The organism is Aeromicrobium sp. Root495 (assembly GCF_001426755.1).
Classification (GTDB): Bacteria; Actinomycetota; Actinomycetes; order Propionibacteriales; family Nocardioidaceae; genus Aeromicrobium.
The window spans coordinates 659546-681997 of sequence record NZ_LMFJ01000001.1; the positions used below are offsets into that span (position 1 = coordinate 659546).

General features: G+C 70.9%; 21 protein-coding genes. 18 read left to right on the forward strand and 3 right to left on the reverse strand.

Annotated elements, in window-relative coordinates; genetic code table 11:
- Positions 1–99: 99 nt before the first annotated feature.
- Both ASD11_RS03440 and ASD11_RS03445 read left to right on the forward strand, forming a co-directional pair.
- Positions 100–738, forward strand: coding sequence for a hypothetical protein (locus tag ASD11_RS03440; protein ID WP_056283306.1), 639 nt, complete (start codon positions 100–102; stop codon positions 736–738).
- 83 nt (positions 739–821) lie between these two features.
- Complete coding sequence (locus ASD11_RS03445) at positions 822–2465, forward strand: alkaline phosphatase D family protein (RefSeq protein WP_156464563.1); 1644 nt, start codon at positions 822–824, stop codon at positions 2463–2465.
- Between the two features lie 79 nt (positions 2466–2544).
- Here the strand turns inward: ASD11_RS03445 and ASD11_RS03450 are convergent, their stop codons facing one another.
- The gene (locus tag ASD11_RS03450) at positions 2545–3048 is read right to left on the reverse strand and encodes a calcium-binding protein (protein ID WP_156464564.1); all 504 of its coding nucleotides are present in this window, start codon (positions 3046–3048) and stop codon (positions 2545–2547) included.
- Between the two features lie 243 nt (positions 3049–3291).
- On the opposite strand from ASD11_RS03450, the gene tig reads away from it, so the two are divergent.
- The 4 genes from tig (at position 3292) to ASD11_RS03470 (ending at position 7096) form a co-directional block, all read left to right on the forward strand.
- The gene (gene tig, locus ASD11_RS03455; protein ID WP_056283312.1) at positions 3292–4644 is read left to right on the forward strand and encodes a trigger factor; all 1353 of its coding nucleotides are present in this window, start codon (positions 3292–3294) and stop codon (positions 4642–4644) included.
- Between the two features lie 200 nt (positions 4645–4844).
- A complete protein-coding gene (locus tag ASD11_RS03460) occupies positions 4845–6101 on the forward strand; it encodes a lipase family alpha/beta hydrolase (protein ID WP_056283315.1) in 1257 nt (418 codons plus the stop codon).
- Positions 6102–6141: 40 nt separating this feature from the next.
- On the forward strand, positions 6142–6603 hold the full coding sequence (locus tag ASD11_RS03465) for an SRPBCC family protein (RefSeq protein ID WP_056283316.1): 462 nt from the start codon (positions 6142–6144) through the stop codon (positions 6601–6603).
- A 1-nt stretch (position 6604) separates the two neighbouring features.
- Positions 6605–7096, forward strand: a complete 492-nt coding sequence (locus tag ASD11_RS03470) for an SRPBCC family protein (RefSeq protein ID WP_056283319.1) — start codon at positions 6605–6607, stop codon at positions 7094–7096.
- A 78-nt stretch (positions 7097–7174) separates the two neighbouring features.
- On the opposite strand, the gene ASD11_RS03475 is transcribed toward ASD11_RS03470, so the two are convergent.
- Positions 7175–7912, reverse strand: a complete 738-nt coding sequence (locus ASD11_RS03475) for a GntR family transcriptional regulator (protein WP_056283320.1) — start codon at positions 7910–7912, stop codon at positions 7175–7177.
- Between the two features lie 133 nt (positions 7913–8045).
- Between ASD11_RS03475 and ASD11_RS03480 the strand changes: the two genes are divergently transcribed.
- From ASD11_RS03480 to ASD11_RS03530, 11 genes are all read left to right on the forward strand, one after another.
- On the forward strand, positions 8046–8927 hold the full coding sequence (locus ASD11_RS03480; protein ID WP_056283327.1) for a TIM barrel protein: 882 nt from the start codon (positions 8046–8048) through the stop codon (positions 8925–8927).
- Entirely contained in the window at positions 8924–9904 is a 981-nt protein-coding gene (gene iolC, locus ASD11_RS03485; protein WP_056283330.1) for a 5-dehydro-2-deoxygluconokinase, read from the forward strand. Before ASD11_RS03480 ends, iolC begins: the two co-directional genes overlap by 4 nt.
- Entirely contained in the window at positions 9901–10785 is an 885-nt protein-coding gene (locus tag ASD11_RS03490) for a Cgl0159 family (beta/alpha)8-fold protein (RefSeq protein WP_056283333.1), read from the forward strand. Before iolC ends, ASD11_RS03490 begins: the two co-directional genes overlap by 4 nt.
- Positions 10785–11654 (forward strand): 5-deoxy-glucuronate isomerase, encoded by an 870-nt coding sequence (gene iolB, locus ASD11_RS03495; RefSeq protein WP_056283337.1) that lies wholly within the window; start codon positions 10785–10787, stop codon positions 11652–11654. Before ASD11_RS03490 ends, iolB begins: the two co-directional genes overlap by 1 nt.
- Entirely contained in the window at positions 11651–13624 is a 1974-nt protein-coding gene (gene iolD, locus ASD11_RS03500) for a 3D-(3,5/4)-trihydroxycyclohexane-1,2-dione acylhydrolase (decyclizing) (protein ID WP_056283340.1), read from the forward strand. The genes iolB and iolD overlap by 4 nt, the downstream gene beginning before the upstream one ends.
- Entirely contained in the window at positions 13617–15116 is a 1500-nt protein-coding gene (locus ASD11_RS03505) for a CoA-acylating methylmalonate-semialdehyde dehydrogenase (RefSeq protein WP_056283343.1), read from the forward strand. The genes iolD and ASD11_RS03505 overlap by 8 nt, the downstream gene beginning before the upstream one ends.
- A 34-nt stretch (positions 15117–15150) precedes the next feature.
- Positions 15151–16110 (forward strand): sugar ABC transporter substrate-binding protein, encoded by a 960-nt coding sequence (locus tag ASD11_RS03510; protein WP_056283346.1) that lies wholly within the window; start codon positions 15151–15153, stop codon positions 16108–16110.
- 75 nt (positions 16111–16185) lie between these two features.
- Positions 16186–17223: an ABC transporter permease gene (locus ASD11_RS03515; protein ID WP_056283349.1), complete on the forward strand. Its 1038-nt coding sequence runs from the start codon at positions 16186–16188 to the stop codon at positions 17221–17223.
- A complete protein-coding gene (locus tag ASD11_RS03520; RefSeq protein ID WP_200940052.1) occupies positions 17220–18128 on the forward strand; it encodes an ATP-binding cassette domain-containing protein in 909 nt (302 codons plus the stop codon). The genes ASD11_RS03515 and ASD11_RS03520 overlap by 4 nt, the downstream gene beginning before the upstream one ends.
- Positions 18125–19297, forward strand: a complete 1173-nt coding sequence (locus tag ASD11_RS03525; RefSeq protein ID WP_235503229.1) for a Gfo/Idh/MocA family protein — start codon at positions 18125–18127, stop codon at positions 19295–19297. Before ASD11_RS03520 ends, ASD11_RS03525 begins: the two co-directional genes overlap by 4 nt.
- Positions 19294–20280 carry a Gfo/Idh/MocA family oxidoreductase gene (locus tag ASD11_RS03530; protein WP_056283352.1) on the forward strand — a complete coding sequence of 329 codons (987 nt, stop codon included), beginning with the start codon at positions 19294–19296 and terminating at the stop codon, positions 20278–20280. The genes ASD11_RS03525 and ASD11_RS03530 overlap by 4 nt, the downstream gene beginning before the upstream one ends.
- Before the next feature lie 58 nt (positions 20281–20338).
- Here ASD11_RS03530 and ASD11_RS03535 read toward each other — a convergent pair whose 3' ends face one another.
- On the reverse strand, positions 20339–21319 hold the full coding sequence (locus ASD11_RS03535; RefSeq protein ID WP_056283354.1) for a LacI family DNA-binding transcriptional regulator: 981 nt from the start codon (positions 21317–21319) through the stop codon (positions 20339–20341).
- A gap of 110 nt (positions 21320–21429) precedes the next feature.
- On the opposite strand from ASD11_RS03535, the gene ASD11_RS03540 reads away from it, so the two are divergent.
- Positions 21430–22452 (forward strand): Gfo/Idh/MocA family oxidoreductase, encoded by a 1023-nt coding sequence (locus tag ASD11_RS03540; RefSeq protein WP_056283357.1) that lies wholly within the window; start codon positions 21430–21432, stop codon positions 22450–22452.

A 22452-nucleotide genomic window follows, 5' to 3' on the forward strand; every position in this document is an offset into this window, starting at 1 on the left:
GTTCGAATAGGACAAGACCCTGTGGAGCGAATCAGGATCGATTGGCGATACAGCGCGTGGCACGGAATGATCCGAGGTCACCGAGGTTGGGGAGCACTCATGAAGGCCGGACGCATCGCACCACTCATCGCGCTCACCGTCACGCTCGCGTTCACGGCCGGGTGCGGGGGCCCCGACGACGGCAAGGACGAGCCCGCCGCCAAGCCCTCGACGGCCGAGGCGTCGGCGACGCCCAGCGCGACACCGCTGCCGAAGGGCCTCAAGACGCCCCCGGCCTTTCGTCAGCTCACGAAGGAGGAGCAGGACGCCGTCGACCAGGCCACGGTGGCCCTCAAGGACGGAAGCGCAGCCGTCGAGGACCTCCAGAGTGATCCCCGGGCGGCTCTCGCCGACCGGAAGCGGACCGAGCAGCTGCTGGCCGCCTACTACCTCCCCTCGTACTACGACGACTTCGTCTCCGTGATCGAGACGTTCGCGAGCCAGGGTCAACGGCTCGAGGGATCGAGCACCCTGCGGTGGGTCGCGCCGGTGAAGGTCGACCTCGACGCCTCGAAGCCCGTCATCGTCCTCGAGACGTGCACCACGACCGAGGGCCTGAAGATCGTCGGCCAGGCCGGCAAGGCGAAGACCAAGGTCATCCCGACCGCGATCTCTCGCACCACCTTCACGACCGACGGCGGGGGAGCACTCCTGAAGACCTGGAAGGCCTCGAGCTCGAAGTACATCGGCGACTGCTGACGCGGCCCACCCTTCGGCCGTTCGACGCACGACGTTCACCGCAGGCTGGAGATCCGTTCTCCTGACTTCGGGAGAACAGGTGCGTGAGGAACGGCTCCCGCCGCACCACCCTGACTCGCCGCGACGTGATCGTCGGCGGCCTCGGCGCCACCGCCGCGGCAGGCATCGCGACCGTCGCCACGTGGCCGTCCCCGGCTCCGGGTGCGCAGCACCACCGGTTCCAGCACGGCGTCGCGTCCGGCGACCCGCTCCCGACCGCCGTCGTGCTGTGGACCCGCATCACGCCGATCCCCGGTGCCCGGCCGGGCTCGGGTCGCGGTGGAAGCACCGCGGTCACGTGGCAGGTCGCCGCCGACCCCGCCTTCGCGCGGCTCGTCAGGTCGGGCTCGGTCCGCAGCGACCCGGCGCGCGACCACACCGTGAAGATCGACGCCTCGGGCCTGCAGCCCGGCACCACCTACTTCTACCGGTTCGTGAGCGGCCCCGACGTCTCACCGGTGGGCCGCACGCGCACCGCTCCGGCCGCTGACAGCAGCCCTGAGCGGCTGCGCTTCGGCGTCGTGTCGTGCGCCAACTGGCAGGCCGGCCACTTCAGCTCCTACCGACACCTCGCCTCCGACGACCTCGACGCCGTGATCCACCTCGGCGACTACCTCTACGAGTACGAGCCCGGCAAGTACTCCTACGGCCACGACCAGCAGGACGTCCGTCGGCACGACCCGCCCCGCGAGATCCGGACGCTGGAGGACTATCGCCGCAGGCACGCCCAGTACAAGACGGACCCGGACCTCCAGGCGCTCCACGCCACCGCACCGTTCATCGCGACGTGGGACGATCACGAGGTGGCCGACGGCTGGTGGCCCGGGGGAGCGTTCGAGCAGGACGACGCCCAGGACGGTCCGTGGCGCTCGCGTCGGGCGGCGGCTCTGAAGGCGTACGACGAGTGGATGCCCGTGCGGCTCTCGGGCACGGCGCGTGCGGGCGACGGTGTCCGGATCTTCCGCAGCCTGCGCTTCGGCGACCTGGCCGAGATCACCATGCTCGACCTGCGCAGCTACCGCGACGAGCGGGTCGACGTGGGTGCGCCCGCCCTCGACGACGGCTCCCGCTCCATCACCGGAAGGGCTCAGCACGGGTGGCTCGTGGACCGGCTGACGAGCACCTCGGCGCGGTGGAAGCTCGTCGGCAACCCCGTCATGGTGGCGCCGATGCTCATGCCGCCCCGACCCCAGGCCGACCAGGTGGCTCTCAAGGACACGACCGACCCGATGTCGTGGGGGTCGGCCGAGCCCAACACCGACGAGTGGGACGGCTACCCGCTGGACCGCCGGGCCCTGCTCGCGCGGATCGCCGAGGAGGGGGTCGAGGACGTGGTCTTCCTGAGCGGGGACGTCCACACCGCCTGGGCCAACGAGGTGGTGCACGAGGGCCGCCCGGTGGCGACGGAGCTCGTGTGCGCCTCGGTCACGAGCAACAACGTCGACGACTTCATGGGAACGGAGCCGCGCACCGTCTCGGTGGCCATCGAGTCGGCCATCACGGCGCTCAACCCGCACGTGCGCTTCGTGAACCTCGACGACCACGGCCACAGCGTCGTGGAGCTCACCCCGACCGAGACGCGCATGGAGTGGCACGCCATCAGCGACCGGCGCGACCCGAGAGCCAGCTCGCGTCTCCTCGCGGCACGTCGGGTGCGCACGGGCTCGGCCCGACTCCTCCCGACGTGACCGTCCCCGCTCCCCGTGCCCGGCACGACGTCGCGCTCCCCGGACCAGGAGGGTCCGAGGAGCGCGAGGTCAGCCGCGGTCAGTCGTCGTCGGGCTCGACGCCCTGGAAGACACGGTCCTTGCCGGTGCCGCCCGTGACGGTGTCCTTGCCGGTGCCACCCTCGACCAGGTCGTTCCCGGCCTTGCCGTGCACGCGGTCGGCGCCGCCGGAGCCCTCGAGCTCGTCGTTGCCCGCGCCGCCGTGGACGTAGTCGTTGCCCCGGTCGCCGTCGATCTCGTCGCGGCCGGTGTGGCCGTAGAGGACGTCGTTGCCGGCGCCGCCGTCGATCTCGTCGTTGCCCGCACCGGCGCACACCAGGTCGTTGCCGCCGTTGCCGTCGATCTCGTCGTGTCCGCCGAGGGAGACGATCACGTCGCGCTTCGTGGTGCCCTCGATCTCGTCGTTGCCGGACGTCCCGACGATCGTGGCCGTGACGCCGCCGCACGTGGGCGTGGCGGCCTGGGCGGGTGAGGCTGCGAGCACCGCGGTGCCGCCGGCCAGGAGCAGGGCGGCCGCGCCGGCGGCCAGGGTGGTGCGCTTCATGATGTCCTCCGTGGTCTGGATGCTGCTGATGACGGCAGTCCACCGGGGCCGCATGAGGGGTGGGTGAGGCCGTCATGAGGGCCCTCTCATGTGCCGATTCGGCCCGGTTCGGCCCGGCGTGAGAGACTGAACGGCAGGCCTCGCAGCCCGGGCGCGCACCTCGCGCTCGCCGGTCGCACCGGCCATCGGCGCCGATCATCGGCCCACCCCGACCATTTCCGCAGACAGCAGGAGCAGCACGACGTGAAGACCACGACCGAGTCGCTCAGCCCCACCCGGCTGAAGCTCATCATCGAGGTCCCCTTCGAGGACTTCCAGGCCGATCTCGACAAGGCGTACAAGTCGATCGGTTCCCAGATCACCGTGCCCGGCTTCCGCAAGGGCAAGGTGCCTGCTGCGATCGTCGACCAGCGCATCGGCCGCGGTGCCGTGCTCGACGAGGCCATCAACGCGGCCCTTCCCACCTGGTACACCGAGGCGCTCACCGAGAACGACATCCAGCCGCTCAGCCAGCCGGAGATCGACCTCACCAAGTTCGCCGACGGCGAGCCGATCGAGGTCACCGCCGAGCTCGACGTCCGTCCTGAGATCACGCTTCCCGACGTCGCGGCCATCGCCGTGACGGTCGAGGACGCCGAGGTCTCGGACTCCGACGTCGACGAGCAGCTCGACGCGCTGCGCGAGCGCTTCGCCACGTTCGTCGACGTCGAGCGTGCCGCGGCCGAGGGCGACGCCGTCACCATCGACCTCTCCGCCACCGACAAGGCCGGCGAGCCCATCGAGGGCGCCACCGCCGAGGGCCTGCCGTACACGGTCGGCTCGGGCGGCATGCTCGAGGGACTCGACGAGGCCGTCACCGGCCTCTCGGCCGGCGAGACCACGACCTTCTCCACCGAGCTGGTCGGCGGTGAGCTCAAGGGCGAGCCCGTCGAGGTCACCGTCAAGGTCGTCGACGTGAAGCAGCGCGACCTGCCCGAGCTCGACGAGGAGTTCGTCCAGACGGCGTCGGAGTTCGACACCGTCGACGAGCTCAAGGCCGACGTCCTCGAGCGCCTCACGCGCGGCAAGCGCATGGAGCAGGCTGCCGAGGCCCGCGACCTCGTCCTCGACGAGATCATCGGTCAGGTCGAGGCACCGCTGCCCGAGGCCGTCGTGGCCGAGGAGCTCACGCAGCGTCGTCAGCAGATCACCGAGCAGCTCACCTACGCCGGACTCACCTTCGAGGGCTACCTCGAGGAGGAGGGCCAGACGGAGGAGGAGTTCGAGGCCGAGCTGGAGCGTCGCGTGCGCGACTCGATCGTCGCGCAGTTCGTGCTCGACCAGGTCGTCACCACGAACGAGCTGCAGGTGGAGGACGCCGAGCTCAGCTCGCACATCATCCGCCGCGCCCAGCAGTCGGGCCAGGACCCCAACTCCTACATCCAGCACATCATGGAGCACAACCACGTGCCCGAGATGATGAGCGAGGTGCTGCGCGGCAAGGCGCTGGCCTCCCTGGTGGAGTCCGCCAAGGTCACCGACAAGAGCGGCAACGACCTCGACCTCAAGTCGCTCCAGGCCGACGGCAGCCTCGGCTCCGCCGACGACGAGGCCTGAGCCTCACCGGCCCCGGGTTTACCACGGGGTCACGGTAGACATGACGCCCCACGGCCGGTAGGCCGTGGGGCGTCGTGCTTTCCCGTGGTGGGTCAGGTTTGCCCAGACCCCGTGGTAAACCGGGTCGGGCGCCTGAGAAGACGCGGTGAAGTCGGCCACGTCCGGTTCACATCCGTTCCGGATACCGGCAGTATGTAGACATGCCCACCGAGCCAGCCCGCACCACGGATGTCGCGGCGCTCGCCCTGGACTACGGCGACAGGTTGCTGGTCCAGACGGCGCGCGACGTCCACCAAGCCGTCGCCAAGCGTGCCTTCCGCGCCACCCGCATCGTCGGGGGCCGCGTCCCGGAGTCGTTGCACGACGCCGTCGTGACGTCCGTCTACGGAGCCATCTCGGGCGTCCTGCGCGTCTCCAGCGGCTCCGTCCGCTCCCTCTCGGCCCGCGGCTACGGACGCCCGGTCGAGTCCTCCCGCCTGGGCCGCAGCGTCGTGGCGGCGGTCAACGGTCTCATCGGCGACGAGCTCCGCATGCTCGACGACCCGCAGGCCATCCTCATGTCCGTCCGCGTCGACGGCGAGGACGTCCCCATCACGGGCTGGCAGGTCAAGGACGCCTTCCGCGAGGCCGGCGGGCACATGGTGCTCTTCCTGCACGGACTCTGCGAGAACGAGGAGTCCTGGACCCTCGGCGAGCAGAAGATCCACACCACCTACGCCGACCGGCTGCGGCGCGAGACCGACGCCACCCCGGTGATGATCCGGTACAACACCGGCCTGCACATCTCCGAGAACGGCAAGCACCTCGACGCCCTCGTCCGCCAGCTCGTCGAGGCCTGGCCCACCCAGGTCACCCGCATCACCCTCGTCGGGCACTCCATGGGCGGCCTCGTCGTCCGGGCAGCCACCAACCACGCCACGGCGAGCGGGCAGACCTGGCAGCACCTCGTCCGCGACGTCGTGTGCCTGGGCACCCCCCATGCCGGTGCCAACCTCGAGAAGGTCGCCCACCTCGGCTCCCGGGTGCTGCGCTTTCTCCCGGAGTCCCGCGCCTTCAGCACCATCCTCGACACGCGCTCGCCCGGCATCGTCGACCTGCGCCACGGCTACATCTCGGCCGACGAGTGGGAGGGCCAGGACCTCACCGGCGCGTGGGGGCTCGATCGCATCGCCGCAGCCCCTCTGCCCCGGGCCGAGTACCACTTCGTCGCCGCCACCCTCGGGGCCACGCAGCGTCATCCGTTGAGCGCCGTGCTGGGCGACCTCCTCGTCCACTTCTCCTCGGCCACGGGGGTCGGACGCACGGGCCCCGTCGTCGACGGCGCGCGCTTCGAGTACATCCCCAGCACCCACCACTTCGCGCTGCTGAACCACCCGAGGGTGGGCGACTGGATCGTCGAGTGGATCCTCGCGAAGGACCGCCACGCCAAGGCCCTCGCCTCCGGCACGCACGCCTGACCTTCCCGCCGCACCCGCCCACCCCCGCAAAGGACGAGCCATGGCCAACCGTGAACGCATCGAGTCGAGCATCGAGATCGACGCACCGCCTGCCCAGGTCTGGAAGGTCGTCTCCGACCTCGAGGGCATGGGGCGGCGGAGCCCGCAGTGCCGCAAGATGATCGTCCGCGGTGGCGAGGTCAAGCGGGGCACCCGCACCATCAACATCAACCGTCAGGGCTGGAAGGTCTGGCCCACCCGGTCCTACGTCAAGGTCTTCGAGCCCGAGCGGACGCTCGCGCTCAAGATCGCCGAGAACGGGACGGTCTGGACGTACGACCTGGAGCCCACCCCCACGGGCACCCGGCTCACCGAGGCTCGCACGGCCCCCGACGGCGTGGCCGCCATCTCCAACACGCTCACCAAGTACGTGCTGGGCGGCACCGACAACTTCGAGCGCGGTCTCCAGGCCGGCATCGAGGAGACGCTGCAGAAGATCAAGGCCGAGGTCGAGGGACGCTGACGTGCCTCCCGCGTTCCCGTCGTCGGGACTCCCACAGCTGGAGGCCGAGATCCACGTCGATGCCTCCGTCGAGGCGGTGTGGAGCCTGCTGTCCGACCTGCGCGCCATGAGCAGCCGCAGCCCCGAGACGGTGAGGATGTTCATCTCCGACGCGCCCCAGGTGGGCACCAAGGGGATCAACGTGAACCGCAAGGGTGCCGTCGTGTGGCCCACCACCACCAAGGTCACCCGCTGGAAGCCGCCGTCGGACGACGGCACCGCCGCGCTCGCCTTCTGGGTGGGACCCACGAACGTCGAGTGGTCCTACGAGCTCAGCTCCGTCGACGGGGGCACCCGCGTCGTGGAGCGCCGATCGCCGCTGCGCCGGGCCAACCTCTCCGTGCGGCTCGCGTCGAAGTGGTTCATGGGCGGAGCCGAGAACCACGACGTCGAGCTGGTCGACGGCATGCGGCGGACCCTCGCCGCCCTCAAGGCCGACGCCGAGAGGCGCTGACCCGCTGAGTGTGACGTTCTGGGGGTGAGATCGGCGATTTCACCCCCCAAACGTCACACTCAGCGGGGACGAGGGGGGTCAGCGGTCGACGAGGGTCATGTCGAAGCTGTAGAGCTCGGGGCGGTACGCGTGACGCCCGAACTCGATCGCGCGGCCGGAGTTGTCGAACGCGGTGCGCTGCATCGTCAGCAGCGGCGAGTCGATGTCCTCTGCGAGCAGGTGCGTCTCGTCGGGTCCGACCCGCCGAGCGCTGATGCTCTGGCGGGCGACCCGGATGACGAAGCCTGCGTCGCGCAGGTAGGCGTAGAGGCCGATGGAGTCGAGGTCGACGTCGCCCAGCTGCACGACGTCGGCCGGCAGGAAGTTGTGCATGAGGGCCAGGGGCTGCTCCCCGATCATGCGGAGCCTCCGCAACGACCAGACCGGGGCGCCTGCGGCGAGCTGCAGCTCCTCGGAGACGTCGAGCGGGGCGTCGATCCGCTCGAGGGACAGGACCCGGGTGGAGGGCTTCTGACCGGCGGCGCTGAGGTCGTCGAAGAGGCTCGTGAGCTCGACGTTGCGCCGCACCTGGCCGCGCACGACCTGGGTTCCCACGCCGCGGCGCCGCACGAGCATGCCCTTGTCGACGAGCACCTGGATGGCCTGGCGCATCGTGGGACGGGACAGACCGAGCTCCTGCGCCATGGCGATCTCGTTCTCGAGACGCTGCCCGGCCTCGATCTCGCCGCCCAGGATCGCGCGCTCCAGCTGCTCGGCCACCTGGAAGTACAGGGGGACCGGGCTGGTGCGGTCGAGAGTGATCCGAGGGCTCGGCATGCACGCAACCTAGCACCCGGAATGCCCACGTCAAGATGTCCTGACAAATGCTTGACATCGACCGTGATGCGGGACACACTCGTGTCGAAACGCCTCATGTCCTGACAAATCACGACCGCAAGGATCACGCCGCATGTCCGAGACCACCGCCCTCTCCCGCATCGCCGGCGCCCCCATCTCGTGGGGCGTGTGCGAGGTGCCCGGCTGGGGATTCCAGCTCGACGCCGAGCGCGTGCTGACCGACATGCAGGAGCTCGGCCTCGCGGCCACCGAGTTCGGCCCGGAGGGCTTCCTGCCCGCCGCGCACGACGAGCGCAACGCTCTCCTCTCCGGGCACGGCCTGTCGGCGGTGGGTGGCTTCCTGCCGGTCGTCGTCCACACCGACCACGACCCGATGCCCGAGGTCGACGCCTTCATCGACGACTGCCTCGCCTCCGGTGCCGGCGTCGTCGTGCTGGCCGTCGCGACCGGCCAGGACGGGTACGACACGCGCCCCGAGCTGAGCGACGTGGAGTGGAAGACGCTGCTCTCCAACCTCGACCGCATCGCCGACCGCGCCGCCGAGCGCGGCCTGGTCGCCGTGGTCCACCCGCACATCGGCACGCTCGTGGAGAACGCCGAGGAGACGCAGCGCGTCCTCGACGGCTCGCACATCGGGCTCTGCATCGACACGGGCCACCTCGTGGCCGCCGGGGCGGACCCGGTCGCCATCACGCTCGCCAACCTGTCGCGCGTGGGCCACGTGCACCTCAAGGACGTCGACGCCGCCGTCGCCGCCCGCGTCCAGTCCGGCGAGCTCGCGTTCTCCGACGCCGTCTCCGAGGGCCTCTGGACGGTGCTGGGCCACGGGTCGGTCGACGTCGCCGCCATGATCTCCGCGCTCGAGGGCCACGGCTACACCGGCTGGTACGTCCTCGAGCAGGACCTCAAGCTCAAGACCGCACCCGAGGGCGTGGGTCCCAAGGCCGACGTCGCGCAGTGCCTCGCCTACGTCAAGGGAGCGCTCGCCGTATGACGTCGTCCCTGGAGCTCCTGACCATCGGACGCGTCGGCGTCGACGTCTACCCGCAGCAGACCGGGGTGGGCCTGGAGGACGTCACGTCCTTCGCCAAGTTCCTCGGCGGCAGCCCGGCCAACGTCGCGGTCGCGGCCGCGCAGCTGGGCCACCGCACGGGCCTCTGGAGCAAGACCGGCAACGACCCGTTCGGTCGCTTCGTGAAGCGTGCGCTCGAGGGCTTCGGCGTCGACGCCGGCCTCGTCGGCACGTACGACGCGCTGCCCACGCCGGTCACGTTCTGCGAGATCTTCCCGCCCGACGACTTCCCGCTGTACTTCTACCGCAAGCCGTCCGCGCCCGACCTGCAGATCTCGGCCGACGAGCTCGACCCCGAGAAGGATCTGCTCAGTGCCGTGCGCGACGCCGAGATCCTGTGGTTCACGGTCACCGGGCTCTCCGAGGAGCCGAGCCGCGAGGCACACCTCGCCGCGCTCGAGGCGCGAGGTCGCGACAAGCTGACCATCATCGACCTCGACTACCGGCCGATGTTCTGGAACGACCCCGCCGACGCCACGCGCGCCATCGCCGAGGTCCTCCCGTACTGCTCGGTGGCCGTCGGCAACCGCGAGGAGTGCCAGGTCGCGATCGGCGAGACCGACCCGCAGGCGGCCGCCAAGGCGCTGCTCGCCGCAGGAGTCACCACGGCCGTCGTCAAGCAGGGCCCCGCCGGGGTCCTGGGGGTGCGCGGCGACGAGTCCGTCGTCGTGCCGCCCACGCCCGTCGACGTCGTCAACGGCCTGGGTGCCGGCGATGCGTTCGGCGGCTCACTGGTCCACGGGCTCCTGGAAGGATGGTCGCTCGAGCGCACCCTGCGCTTCGCGAACGCCGCCGGAGCCTACGTCGCGGGCCAGCTGGCCTGCGCCGACGCCATGCCGTCCTCCGAGGTCGTGCAGGCGGTCGTCGATCACGGCCGCGTCGAGAAGGGGAACGCATGACCACCGTCGACCACGAGGCGATCCGTCGCATCATCGACCTGCGGGTCTCCGACCCCGCCGCCATCGCGCGCGGCTGGGCCGAGCGCCGTCAGCCCAGCGGCCTGGTGGGCAGCACCGGTCGGCTCATGCTGGTCGCCGCCGACCACCCGGCCCGCGGTGCACTGCGCGCCGGCGCCGACCCGCTCGCCATGGGCGACCGCACCGAGCTGCTCTCGCGCATGGCCAGGGCCCTCGCACGGCCCGGCGTCGACGGGGTGCTCGGCACCGCCGACATCCTCGACGACCTCCTCCTGCTCGGCGTCCTCGACGGCAAGGTCGTCATCGGCTCCATGAACCGCGGCGGCCTCGCGGGCACGTCCTTCGAGATCGACGACCGGTTCACCGGCTACGACGCGGCCTCCGTGGCCCGCCAGCGCCTCCAGGGCGGCAAGATGCTCTTCCGCATCGAGCCGCAGGACGCCGGTACCGTGGCCACGATGCAGGCGTGCGCGCAAGCAGTGGCCGAGCTCGCCGAGGCGGGCGTGATGGCGATGGTGGAGCCGTTCATCTCCCGTCGCCAGGACGGTCGTGTCGTGAACGACCTCTCGGTGGAGGCCGTCGTCCGCTCCGCCACGGTCGCCGCAGGGCTCGCGCCCACCAGCGCGTACACGTGGCTCAAGCTTCCCGTCGTCGAGAACATGGACGCCGTGCTGGCCTCCACGACCCTCCCGGTCCTCCTGCTCGGCGGCGAGGTCGCTGCCGACCAGGATGCCCAGTTCGCCCTGTGGTCCAAGGCTCTGGCGCACCCCTCGGTCCGCGGCATGGTGGTCGGCCGCTCGCTGCTCTACCCCAACGACGGCAACGTCGAGGCCGCTGTCGACGCCACGGTGGCGATGCTCTGATGCCGCAGCACGTCATCCGCGCAGGAGAGACCACCTCGGGAGCCGTGACCCTCGAGGTCACCCCCGAGTCGGCCGGCTGGACCCACAGCGGCCTGCGCACCGTCACGCTCGCGGCGGGGGAGTCGTACTCCCTCGCGACGGGCGAGGACGAGGTCCTCGTGCTCTCGCTCGGAGGATCCGCCGACGTCAGCGTCGACGGCAAGCCGTTCGAGCTCCGGGGCCGCGCCGACGTCTGGTCGGGCCCGAGCGACGTCGTGTACGCGCCTCGCGAGTCCGACGTCACCATCACGTCGGCCCAGGGTGGCCGCTTCGCCCTCCCGGCCGCTCGTGCCACGAACCGTCTCGAGCCCGCCTACCTGCCCGCCTCCGACGTCCCCGTCGAGATGCGCGGCGCGGGCCAGGCCAGCCGCCAGGTCAACAACTTCGGCGTCCCCGGCGTGCTCGAGGCCGACCGCATCATCGCGTGCGAGGTCCTCACGCCCGGTGGCAACTGGTCGTCCTACCCGCCGCACAAGCACGACGAGGAGCGCGACGGCGAGACGCAGCTCGAGGAGATCTACTACTTCGAGGTGGCGGGCAGCCCCAGCGGCACCGAGGGCGTCGGCTACCAGCGTGTCTACGGGCACGAGAAGGCCGAGATCGACATCCTGGCCGAGGTGCGCGACGGCGACGTCGTCCTCATCCCGCACGGCTGGCACGGTCCGTCCATGGCCGCCCCCGGCTACGACCTGTACTACCTGAACGTGATGGCCGGTCCCGGCGAGGAGCGCGCCTGGCTCATCTGCGACGACCCGCAGCACGGCTGGGTCCGCGAGACCTGGACCGACCAGACCATCGACCCACGACTCCCGTTCGGAGGAGACGCATGACCACCAGCACCGGCACCGTGCGGCTCACTGTCGCCCAGGCCGTCGTGAGGTTCCTCGAGGTCCAGCACGTGGAGCGCGACGGCGTGAGCCGACCGTTCTTCGCCGGTTGCTGGGGCATCTTCGGGCACGGCAACGTGGCCGGCGTCGGTCAGGCGCTCCTCGAGCGGGAGCAGTCCGACGACCCGTCGCACCTGCGCTTCTTCCACGGCCGCAACGAGCAGGGCATGGTCCACGCGGCCGTGGCCTACGCCCGCCAGTACGACCGCCTGCGCGCCATGGCCGTCACGGCGTCGGTGGGCCCCGGTGCCACCAACATGGTCACGGGCGCGGCGCTCGCCACCATCAACCGTCTCCCCGTCCTCCTGCTGCCGGGCGACGTCTTCTCCACCCGCGTCGCCAACCCGGTGCTGCAGGAGCTCGAGGACCCGTCGTCGATGGACGCCACGGTCAACGACGCGTTCCGCTCGGTCTCGCGCTACTGGGACCGCATCCACCGCCCCGAGCAGCTGCCGTCGGCCCTGCTCCAGGCCATGCGTGTGCTCACCGACCCGGCCGACACCGGCGCCGTCACGCTGTGCCTGCCGCAGGACGTCCAGGCCGAGGCGCACGACTGGCCGCTCGAGCTCTTCGCGCCGCGCACGTGGCACGTGGGCCGTCCCGTCCCGCAGCCCGACGAGGTCGCCCGCGCCGTGGCCGCCATCCGTGCCGCCGAGCGTCCGCTCGTCGTCGCAGGTGGCGGCGTCATCTACGCCGGTGCCGACGACGCCCTGCGCCTGTTCGCCGAGGCCACGGGGATCCCGGTGGCGGAGACGCAGGCCGGCAAGGGCTCGCTCTCCTACGACCACCCGCAGGCCGTCGGAGCCATCGGTGCGACCGGCACCACGGCGGCCGACGCCCTGGCCGCGGAGGCGGACCTCATCATCGGCGTCGGCACCCGCTACAGCGACTTCACCACCGCCTCGCGCAGCGTGTTCGCGGCCGAGGGCGTGCGGTTCGTCAACGTCAACGTCGCTCGTATCGACGCGCTCAAGCTGTCCGCCGCCACCGTGGTGGCCGACGCGAGGCTGGCGCTCGAGACCTTCACCGACGAGCTGGCCGGCTGGCGCACCGACGAGGCGCACACGGCCCGGGCCACCGAGCTCGCCGCCGCGTGGGACGCCACCGTCGAGGCCGCCTACGACCGCGACGACGCGGGCGACAAGCTCGTCCAGTCCGCCGTGCTCGGCGCGGTCAACGAGCTCTCCGACCCCCGCGACGTCGTCCTGTGCGCCGCCGGGTCCATGCCGGGCGACCTGCACAAGCTGTGGCGCACGCGTGACCGCAAGGGCTACCACGTCGAGTACGGGTTCTCCTGCATGGGTTACGAGGTCGCCGGCGGTCTCGGCGTCAAGATGGCTGTGCTCGATCAGATGGAGCTCGACGACGCCGCTCATGGCAACCAGGCCGACCGCGACGTCTTCGTCATGGTGGGCGACGGCTCCTGGCTCATGATGAACACCGAGCTCGTCACGGCCGTGGCCGAGGGCGTCAAGGTCATCGTCGTGCTGGTCCAGAACCACGGCTACGCCTCCATCGGTGCCCTGTCGCAGAGCCTCGGCTCGCAGCGCTTCGGCACCCGGTACCGCTACCGCACGGAGTCCGGGCTCGACGGCGACGTCCTGCCGGTCGACCTCGCGGCCAACGCGGCCAGCCTCGGCGCCGACGTCCTCGTGGCCCACGGCCTCGACGACTTCAAGGCCGCGGTCCGCAAGGCCAAGGAGTCCACCCGCACCACCGTGATCCACGTCGAGACCGACCCGCTCGTGCCGGCTCCCGACAGCCCGGCCTGGTGGGACGTGCCGGTCTCCGAGGTCTCGGTCCTGGAGTCCACGCAGAGCGCGCGCGTCACCTACGAGCAGAACAAGTCCACCCAGCGCCACCACCTGGCGCCCACCCCCGACTCCCTGAGCGAGGACGAGAAGCATGACTGACGTATACGACCACTGGATCGGCGGCGCCAAGGTCGCCGGCGAGAGCGACCGCACGGCCGACGTCTACGACCCGGCCCTCGGCACGCCCCAGCGCCAGGTGCGCCTCGCCTCGACGTCGGACGTCGACGCCGCGGTCCAGACGGCCAGGACGGCGTTCGCCACGTGGAGCCAGGCGTCGGTCACGGCCCGCTCGCGGGTCATGTTCGCCTTCCGCCAGCTCCTCGTGGAGCACGAGGACGAGCTCGCCGCCATCATCAGCAGCGAGCACGGCAAGACGATCGACGACGCCAAGGGCGAGGTCGTGCGCGGCCGCGAGGTCGTGGAGTTCGCGTGCGGCATCCCGCAGCTGCTCAAGGGCGAGTACAACGACCAGGTCTCCGGCTCGGTCGACTCGTTCTCGTTCCGCCAGCCCATCGGTGTGGTCGCCGGCATCACGCCGTTCAACTTCCCGATCATGGTCCCGCTCTGGATGCACCCGGTCGCCATCGCGACCGGCAACACGTTCATCCTGAAGCCGTCCGAGCGCGTCCCCGGCGCCTCGGCGCTCGTGGCCGAGCTGTACAAGAAGGCCGGGCTGCCCGACGGCGTCTTCAACGTCGTCAACGGCGACAAGGTGGCGGTCGACGCCCTCCTGGAGCACCCCGACATCGCCGCGGTCTCCTTCGTGGGCTCCACGCCCATCGCCAGGTACGTGCACGAGGGCGCGAGCCGCACCGGCAAGCGCGTGCAGGCCCTCGGCGGCGCCAAGAACCACGCCGTCGTGATGCCCGACGCCGACCTCGACTTCGCGGCCGACCACATCGTGGCCGCGGGCTACGGCTCGGCCGGACAGCGCTGCATGGCCATCTCGGCCGTCATCGCCGTCGGTCCCGCCGCCGACACGCTCGTCGACAAGATCCGCGAGCGCACGCACGACATCAAGGTGGGCGTCGGCACCGACCCGGACGCCGGGATGGGCCCCGTCGTCACGAAGGCGTCGCGCGACCGCATCGTCGACTACATCGGCCAGGGCGAGTCGGCGGGGGCCAAGGTCGTCGTCGACGGCCGCGACCTCGTCGTGGAGGACCACGAGGAGGGCTTCTTCGTGGGCCCCACCCTCATCGACCACGTCACGACCGACATGAGCGTCTACACCGACGAGATCTTCGGTCCCGTGCTGGCGGTCCTCCGGGTCCCGTCGCTCGAGGCCGCGATCGAGCTCATCAACGCCAATCCCTACGGGAACGGCACCGCAGTGTTCACCTCCTCGGGTGAGGTGGCTCGCACCTTCCAGCGAGACGTCCACGTGGGCATGATCGGCATCAACGTGCCGGTCCCGGTCCCCATGGCGTTTCACTCGTTCGGGGGATGGAAGGACTCACTCTTCGGGGACCACCACATCCACGGTCCCGAAGGCGTGCGGTTCTACACGCAGGCCAAGGTGGTCACCGCCCGGTGGCCCCACGTCAGCGAGGAGTCTCTCGCTGCACTCAATTTCCCGACGGCTCACTGACCGCCGGGTCCCACCAAGAGAAGGAACACCCCGTATGAACAAGCTCAAGCTCACCGGCGCCATCGTCGTCGCCGGCACGCTGCTCGCTGCTTGCAGCGGCACCGGCAAGGAGGACGCAACCGAGTCCAACAGCCAGGACCTGACGTACGCCGTGATCACCCACTCCGGACCCGGCGACGCGTTCTGGGACCGGGTCAAGTCCGGTGCCGAGAAGGCCGGCAAGGACTACGGCGTCAAGGTCGAGTACAGCGCCGACCCCGACCCCGCCAAGCAGTCGCAGCTCATCGACGGAGCGGTCGCGGACAAGGTCGACGGCATCGTCGTCTCCATGGCCAACCCCGACGGCCTCGAGTCGAGCATCAAGAAGGCCGTCGCCGCCGGCGTGCCGGTCGTTACGATCAACTCCGGTGTCGACCAGTTCAAGGCCTTCGGCGCCATCACCCACATCGGCCAGTCCGAGGGCATCGCCGGCGAGGCCGTCGGTGAGCGCCTGAAGTCCGAGGGCCAGAAGAACGCCATCTGCGTCATCCAGGAGGCCGGCAACGTGGGTCTCGAGGAGCGTTGCAAGGCAGCGGCCAAGACCTTCGGCGGCACCATGACCAACCTCCAGGTCGACGGCACCGACGACAACGCGGTCCAGGCGACCATCACGTCGAAGCTGCAGGCCGAGAAGGACATCGACACCGTCCTGACGCTCGGCGGCCAGTACGCCATCGACGCCGTCGCGGCGGTCAAGGAGTCCGGCAGCAGCGCCAAGGTGGCCACGTTCGACCTCTCCGAGGACGTCGTGAAGGACATCCAGGCCGGCTCGATCCTGTTCGCGGTCGACCAGCAGCCCTACGTCCAGGGCTTCGTGGGCGTCACCACGCTCTACCTCAAGAGCATCAACGGCAACGACCTCGGTGGCGGCCAGCCCGTCAACTCCGGTCCGGCCTTCGTCACGAAGGACAACGCCGACGCCGTCCTGAAGTACGCCGCCAACGGCACCCGCTAAGCACCACCTCGGTGGGGTCCGGGCACGTCCCGGGCCCCACCACCGCCCACCGACCCCATCCGGAGCGAGCACACCATGGCCACAGCCACAGCCCCTGTCGACGAACGCATCGCGACCACGTCGACCCTCACCCGCCTGATGAAGAGACCTGAGATCGGCGCGCTCGTCGCTGCGATCGTCATCTTCGTCTTCTTCGCGGTCACCACCGACACCTTCGCGACGCCCGCCGGCTCGAGCACCTGGCTGCGTGGCGCCTCCACCATCGGCATCATGGCCGTCGCCGTGGCCATGCTCATGATCGGCGGCGAGTTCGACCTCTCCGCCGGTGCCATCACGGGCTTCACCGGCCTCGTCGTCGGCATCCTCACGACGGAGTACGGCCTCAACATCTGGGTCGCGATCCTCGTCTCGCTCGCCCTCGCGGTGGGCATCGGGGTGGCCAACGCGGTCCTCGTCATGAAGACGGGACTGCCCAGCTTCATCGTCACCCTCGGCACGTTCTTCGTGCTGCAGGGCATCGACCTCGCCGGCACGAAGGCCCTCATCGGCCAGGTCGCCATCCAGGGCATGGCCGACGTCCCCTACTACGACCAGGCCAAGAAGGTCTTCGGCTCGGCGCTCGAGGTCGGCAACATGACGATCTACGCCTCGGTCTTCTGGTGGATCGGTGTCGCGCTGCTCGCCACCTGGGTCCTGCTGCGCACGCGCGCCGGCAACTGGGTCTTCGCGGTCGGCGGAGCGCAGCAGTCGGCCCGCCAGATCGGCGTCCCGGTCCTCAAGACCAAGATCGGCCTGTTCGTCACGACCGCCGTCGCCGGCTGGCTCGTGGGCATGCTGCTCCTCTTCACGACCTCCACCGTCCAGGCCAACACCGGCGTGGGCCAGGAGTTCATCTACATCATCTGCGCCGTCGTCGGCGGCTGCCTCCTGACGGGCGGCTACGGCTCGGCCATCGGTGCGGCACTCGGCGCCCTGATCTACGGCATGGTCAACCAGGGCATCGTCTACTCCGGCTGGGACAACAACTGGCTCCGGGCCTTCCTCGGAGTGATGCTCCTGGGCGCGGTGCTTCTCAATGAATGGGTTCGCAAGAAGGCGGAGGCCTCCCGATGAGCAACGACGACCAGAAGACACCCGACAACATCGCAGGCGTCGAGCCCCTGGCGCCGCCGGCGCAGGGCACGGCCATCATCCAGGTCAAGGACATCGGCAAGCGCTACGGCAACATCATCGCGCTCTCCGAGGTCTCCACCTCGGTCCGCGCCGGTGAGGTCACGTGCGTGCTGGGCGACAACGGCGCGGGCAAGTCCACGTTCATCAAGATCCTCGCCGGTGCGCACGAGCACACCGACGGAGAGTTGTTGATCGACGGCATCGCCACGACGCTGTCCAACCCGCGGGCCGCGCTCGCGGCGGGCATCGCGACGGTCTACCAGGACCTCGCGGTCGTGCCGCTCATGCCGGTGTGGCGCAACTTCTTCCTCGGCAGCGAGATCTCCAAGGGCGTGGGCCCGCTGAAGAAGCTCGACGTCGACGAGATGAAGCGCATCACCAAGGAGGAGCTGTCCGCCATGGGCATCGACCTCCGCGACGTGGAGCAGCCCATCGGCACGCTCTCCGGCGGTGAGCGCCAGTGCGTCGCGATCGCCCGCGCCGTGTACTTCGGTGCACGCGTGCTGATTCTCGACGAGCCCACGGCGGCCCTGGGCGTGAAGCAGTCCGGCGTCGTGCTCAAGTACATCGCCAAGGCCCGCGAGCGTGGGCTCGGCGTCGTGTTCATCACGCACAACCCGCACCACGCCTATCCCGTGGGCGACCGCTTCATGCTGCTGCGTCGTGGCAAGAGCATCGGCGACTACCCCAAGTCCGAGCTCACCCTCGAGGACCTCACCTCGATGATGGCCGGCGGCGCCGAGCTGGAGTCCCTGGCCCACGAGCTCTCGAGCATCATGGGCGAGGACTCCACCGTGGCGCAGGAGATGAAGGCCGACCTGAACGTCACGGAGACCAAGGCGTGACCGAGACGTCCACGCCCGAGCTCCGGGTCGGCATCGTCGGGTTCGGCTGGATGGGCCAGGTGCACGCCCGCGCGCTGTCCCGGCTCCTCCAGCACTACCCGGAGGCCCCGCTGCGTCCCCGGCTCGTCGCGGTGGCGGACAACGCCCCCGACGACCGCACGCAGCGGGCCGCCGCGGCCTACGGGTTCGAGCACCTCATCACCGACTGGCGCGAGCTCGTCACCCACGACGAGGTCGACCTCGTGTGCATCACGGGGCCCAACTTCATCCACCGCGACGTCGCGGTGGCGGCGGCCCGGGCGGGCAAGCACCTCTGGGTGGAGAAGCCGGCCGGGCGGAGCTCGGCCGAGACCGCCGAGATCGTCGCGGCCGTCGAGGCGGCGGGGGTCCAGGCGGCCACCGGCTTCAACTACCGCAACGTCCCGGCGGTCGACCGGGCCCGCGAGATCGTGGCCTCGGGCCGCATCGGCGAGGTGGAGCACACGATCGTGCGCTTCCTGGCCGACTACTCCGCCGACCCCGACGCCGCCCTGTCGTGGCGCTTCCGCACGGAGCACTCCGGCACCGGTGTGCTGGGCGACCTCGTGAGCCACGCCGCCGACCTCGTGCAGCACGTGGTCGCCGGGATCGACGAGCTCGTCGTGGACCGCGCCACCTTCATCCCGCAGCGCCGCGCGGCCCTGCCCGGTGCGATGCACTACGAGAAGGGCGCCGGCGAGCTCGGCGACGTCGAGAACGAGGACTACGTCAGCGCGCTGCTGCGCCTGAAGGACGGCTCGCGGGCGATCCTCGAGTCGAGCCGGGTCGCGGTGGGGGAGCAGAACACCTACGGCATCGAGGTGCACGGCACCCGCGGCGCCGTGGCGTGGGACTTCCGCCGCATGAACGAGCTGCGGGTCTCCACCGTCCCCAGCGGCGGCGACTACCTCAACAGCTTCTACGCCACCGAGTACGCCGGACCGGGCGACGGCGAGCTCAGCTCGTTCCAGCCGGGCACCAACAACCCCATCGGGTTCGACGAGCTCAAGATCATCGAGGCGCGCCGCCTCGTGGAGTCCATCGCCAGCGGCAAGCCGCAGGGCGCGACCATCCACGACGCGCTCGCCGCAGCCCAGGTCCTCGACGCCATGGTCGAGTCCTCCGACGAACGAAAGTGGGTCTCCCTGTGAGCAGGCTCAAGGTAGGCGTCGTCGGCGCCGGTGCGATGGGTGCGTCGCACGTCCGCACTCTCGGCACCGCGGTCCCGTCGGCCGAGATCGTCTCGGTCTTCGACATGGACACCGCGCGCGCCCAGGAGGTCGCGGGGGAGTTCGGCGCCACGGCAGCAGACTCGCCCGAGGCGCTCATCGCCCAGGTGGACGCGTTCGTCATCGCGTCGCCCGACTTCACGCACGCCGACCTCGCGGTCGCGGGCATCGAGGCCGGCACGTACGTCCTGTGCGAGAAGCCGCTGGCCGTCACGGCCGAGGACGCCTACCGCGTCGTCGACGCCGAGGTCGCGGCCGGCCGCCGGTTCGTCCAGGTGGGATTCAACCGCCGCTTCGACCCGGGCTTCGTGTCCCTCAAGGGCCACATCACCGACGGGACCCTGGGCGACGTCAAGCTGCTGCACGGCATCCACCGCAACGCGTCCAACGCCACCAGCACCGACGACGCCGGCCTCGTGACCGGCTCGATGATCCACGAGTTCGACACGTTCCGCTGGCTGCTCGACGACGACGTCACGGCCATCCGGGTGGAGTCGCCGATCGTGGAGGGCTTCCGCGACCCGCAGCTCGCGACCATCTGGATGAAGAACGGCCAGATGATCACGGCCGAGGTCTACGTCAACGCCGGCTACGGCTACGACGTGCGCGTCGAGGTGGTGGGGTCCGGCGGCTCGGCCAGCCTGGAGCCCCGCACGCCCGTGGTGGCCCGCGTCAGCGGTGCCTCCTCCTCGGCCGTGGGCTCGGACTTCGTCGCCCACTTCATCGAGTCGTACCGCCTCGAGCTGTCGGCCTGGGCCGACGCCTCGCTGCGCGGCGAGGTCGTGGGCGCCTCGGCGTTCGACGGCTTCGCGGCCAACGTCGTGGCCGAGGCGGGCGTCCAGGCGCTGCGCTCCGGCGAGCGTCAACCCGTGGAGATCCCGGCCGCGCCGGGGCTCTACACCTGAGACTCCTCGGCACCTGCCTACGCTGCCTGCAGGCAGGTGCCGAGGCCTCGAGCCCGCCTCAGGTGGGGCCGGTGGTCTGACGGACCACGAGCTCGGGGGTGAGCACGACGTCGTCGGGTCGCCGACCGTCGAGGAGTGCCAGCACGCCGTCCACCGCGGCGCGGGCCAGGTCGCCTGCGCTCTGAGAGACCGTCGTGAGCTGCGTCTGGCGCGCCACGGCGAGGCGCGAGTCGTCGTAGCCGACCACCGAGACCTCGCCCGGCACGTCATGGCGGCCGCGGACCAGCACGTCGAGCACGCCAGACGCGCCATGGTCGTTGAACGCCACGATGGCGGTGGGGAGTCCCTCGCGCAGCAGGGCCTCGGCCGCGTCGGCCCCGGCCGTCTCCGTGGATCCGCCCGGGACGATGCGCGCCTCGCCCAGGCCGTGCCGCTCCACGGCCGCGCGGAAGCCCGCGCGGCGGTCGTCGGCGCCCGGGGCCGTGCCGCCGTCCACGTGCACGATCGCGCGGTGGCCGAGCGAGACGAGGTGGTCGACCGCGAGCCCCACGCCGGCCCGGTCGTCGCTGCGGACGGACGGGACGGCGTCGAGGCCGCTGCGCCGTGCCACGACGAGCAGTGGCATGGCGCGCGCTCCCGCCGACAGAGCGGCGTCGTCGAGGGCCGAGCCGAGCAGCACGACGGCCTCGCAGCGCTCACGCTGGAGTGCCCGCAGCGCCTCGGGCTCGTCGCGGCTCGGCGCCACCGCGCTGATGGCCACGTCGTAGCCGTGCTCGGCGGCAGCGGTGTACAGGTGCTCCACGAGGTCGCCGTGGAAGGGCTGGTGGAGGTCGAAGGTCACGCCGAGCAGCCGCGACGACGACTGCCGCAGCTGGCGGGCACGCTGGTCGGGCACGTACCCGAGGCGCTCGGCGATGGCCTTCACCCGGGCCCGCGTCTCGTCGCTCGCGCCCGGCACGTCGCGCATGACGATCGACACGAGGGCCCGGGAGACCCCGGCCTCGAGCGCGACGTCGGCAAGCGTCGGACGGTGCACCACGCGGCTGCTCCTCCCCTCGTGGGCCGACGTTGACGGCGACCCAGGTCACACCGTAGCGTACTAGCACGTTCTACTAGAACGTTCTAGTTCCTCCTCGAGAAGGCTCCGCCATGACCACCCCGCTCTCCTCGCCGCTGCGCGTCGGACTCCTCGGAGCCGGCCGGATCGGTGCCTCGCACGCCGCCGTCCTGGCGCACCGCGTGCCCACCGCCACCCTCGTCGCCGTGGCCGATCCGCGTCAGGGCGCGGCCGCCGTCGTGGCCGAGCCCCTCGGCGCCCGGGCCGAGACGTCGATCGACGCCGTGCTCGCCGCCGACGACGTCGACGCCGTGGTCGTCACGGCCTCGTCCACCGCTCACGCCGAGCTCATCACGGCTGCGGCCGAGGCCGGCAAGCACGTCTTCAGCGAGAAGCCGGCCGGCATGTCGCTCGCCGAGATCGACGGAGCCCGTGCCGCCACCGCCACGGCGGGCGTGGCCTTCCAGGTGGGCTTCAACCGTCGCTTCGCCCGCGAGTTCGTGGACGCCCGTGAGCTGATCGCCTCCGGCGGCCTGGGCGAGGTCCGCCAGCTCCGCTCCGTCACACGCGACCCGGGCCGCGGCCCCGCTGACCCCGACGGCGTCCCGCCGTGGACGATCTTCACCCAGACCCTCATCCATGACTTCGACACGCTCAACTGGCTCAACCCGGGTGCCCGCGCGGTGGATGTCATGGCCACCGCCGGCTCCCTCACCGCGCCGGGCCACCCGACGTTGCTCGACCACGCCACCGTCGTCATCCGCTACGACAACGGCGCGCAGGCCGTGGCCGAGGCCAGCTTCGCGGCCGTCTACGGCTACGACGTCCGCGGCGAGGTCCTCGGCTCCGAGGGCATGGTCTCGATGGGCGACGGCTCGCAGTCGTCGCTCCGCGTCTCCAACGCGTCCGGGCGCAACGCGACGCAGGCCTTCAGCGACACCGAGCTGCTCATCGACGCCTACACGGGGGAGCTCGTCGAGTTCGTCTCCGCCGTCCAGGAGCGCCGCGCCCCGTCGGTCACGGGCGACGACGCCTTCGCTGCCTTCGCCATCGCGCAGGCCTGCATCGACTCATCCATCTCCGGCGCTCGCGCCGCCGTGGCCCAGGAGGCCTGA

What these genes read in the sequence shown, in the direction of transcription:
- ASD11_RS03450 (WP_156464564.1), bottom strand. Translation starts at nt 3,048, where the DNA reads ATGAAGCGCACCACCCTGGCCGCCGGCGCGGCCGCCCTGCTCCTGGCC.
- ASD11_RS03520 (WP_200940052.1), top strand. Translation starts at nt 17,220, where the DNA reads ATGAGCAACGACGACCAGAAGACACCCGACAACATCGCAGGCGTCGAG.
- ASD11_RS03505 (WP_056283343.1), top strand. Translation starts at nt 13,617, where the DNA reads ATGACTGACGTATACGACCACTGGATCGGCGGCGCCAAGGTCGCCGGC.
- iolC (WP_056283330.1), top strand. Translation starts at nt 8,924, where the DNA reads ATGACGTCGTCCCTGGAGCTCCTGACCATCGGACGCGTCGGCGTCGAC.
- iolB (WP_056283337.1), top strand. Translation starts at nt 10,785, where the DNA reads ATGCCGCAGCACGTCATCCGCGCAGGAGAGACCACCTCGGGAGCCGTG.
- ASD11_RS03490 (WP_056283333.1), top strand. Translation starts at nt 9,901, where the DNA reads ATGACCACCGTCGACCACGAGGCGATCCGTCGCATCATCGACCTGCGG.
- ASD11_RS03480 (WP_056283327.1), top strand. Translation starts at nt 8,046, where the DNA reads ATGTCCGAGACCACCGCCCTCTCCCGCATCGCCGGCGCCCCCATCTCG.
- ASD11_RS03515 (WP_056283349.1), top strand. Translation starts at nt 16,186, where the DNA reads ATGGCCACAGCCACAGCCCCTGTCGACGAACGCATCGCGACCACGTCG.
- ASD11_RS03475 (WP_056283320.1), bottom strand. Translation starts at nt 7,912, where the DNA reads ATGCCGAGCCCTCGGATCACTCTCGACCGCACCAGCCCGGTCCCCCTG.
- ASD11_RS03440 (WP_056283306.1), top strand. Translation starts at nt 100, where the DNA reads ATGAAGGCCGGACGCATCGCACCACTCATCGCGCTCACCGTCACGCTC.
- iolD (WP_056283340.1), top strand. Translation starts at nt 11,651, where the DNA reads ATGACCACCAGCACCGGCACCGTGCGGCTCACTGTCGCCCAGGCCGTC.
- ASD11_RS03540 (WP_056283357.1), top strand. Translation starts at nt 21,430, where the DNA reads ATGACCACCCCGCTCTCCTCGCCGCTGCGCGTCGGACTCCTCGGAGCC.
- ASD11_RS03510 (WP_056283346.1), top strand. Translation starts at nt 15,151, where the DNA reads ATGAACAAGCTCAAGCTCACCGGCGCCATCGTCGTCGCCGGCACGCTG.
- ASD11_RS03465 (WP_056283316.1), top strand. Translation starts at nt 6,142, where the DNA reads ATGGCCAACCGTGAACGCATCGAGTCGAGCATCGAGATCGACGCACCG.
- ASD11_RS03460 (WP_056283315.1), top strand. Translation starts at nt 4,845, where the DNA reads ATGCCCACCGAGCCAGCCCGCACCACGGATGTCGCGGCGCTCGCCCTG.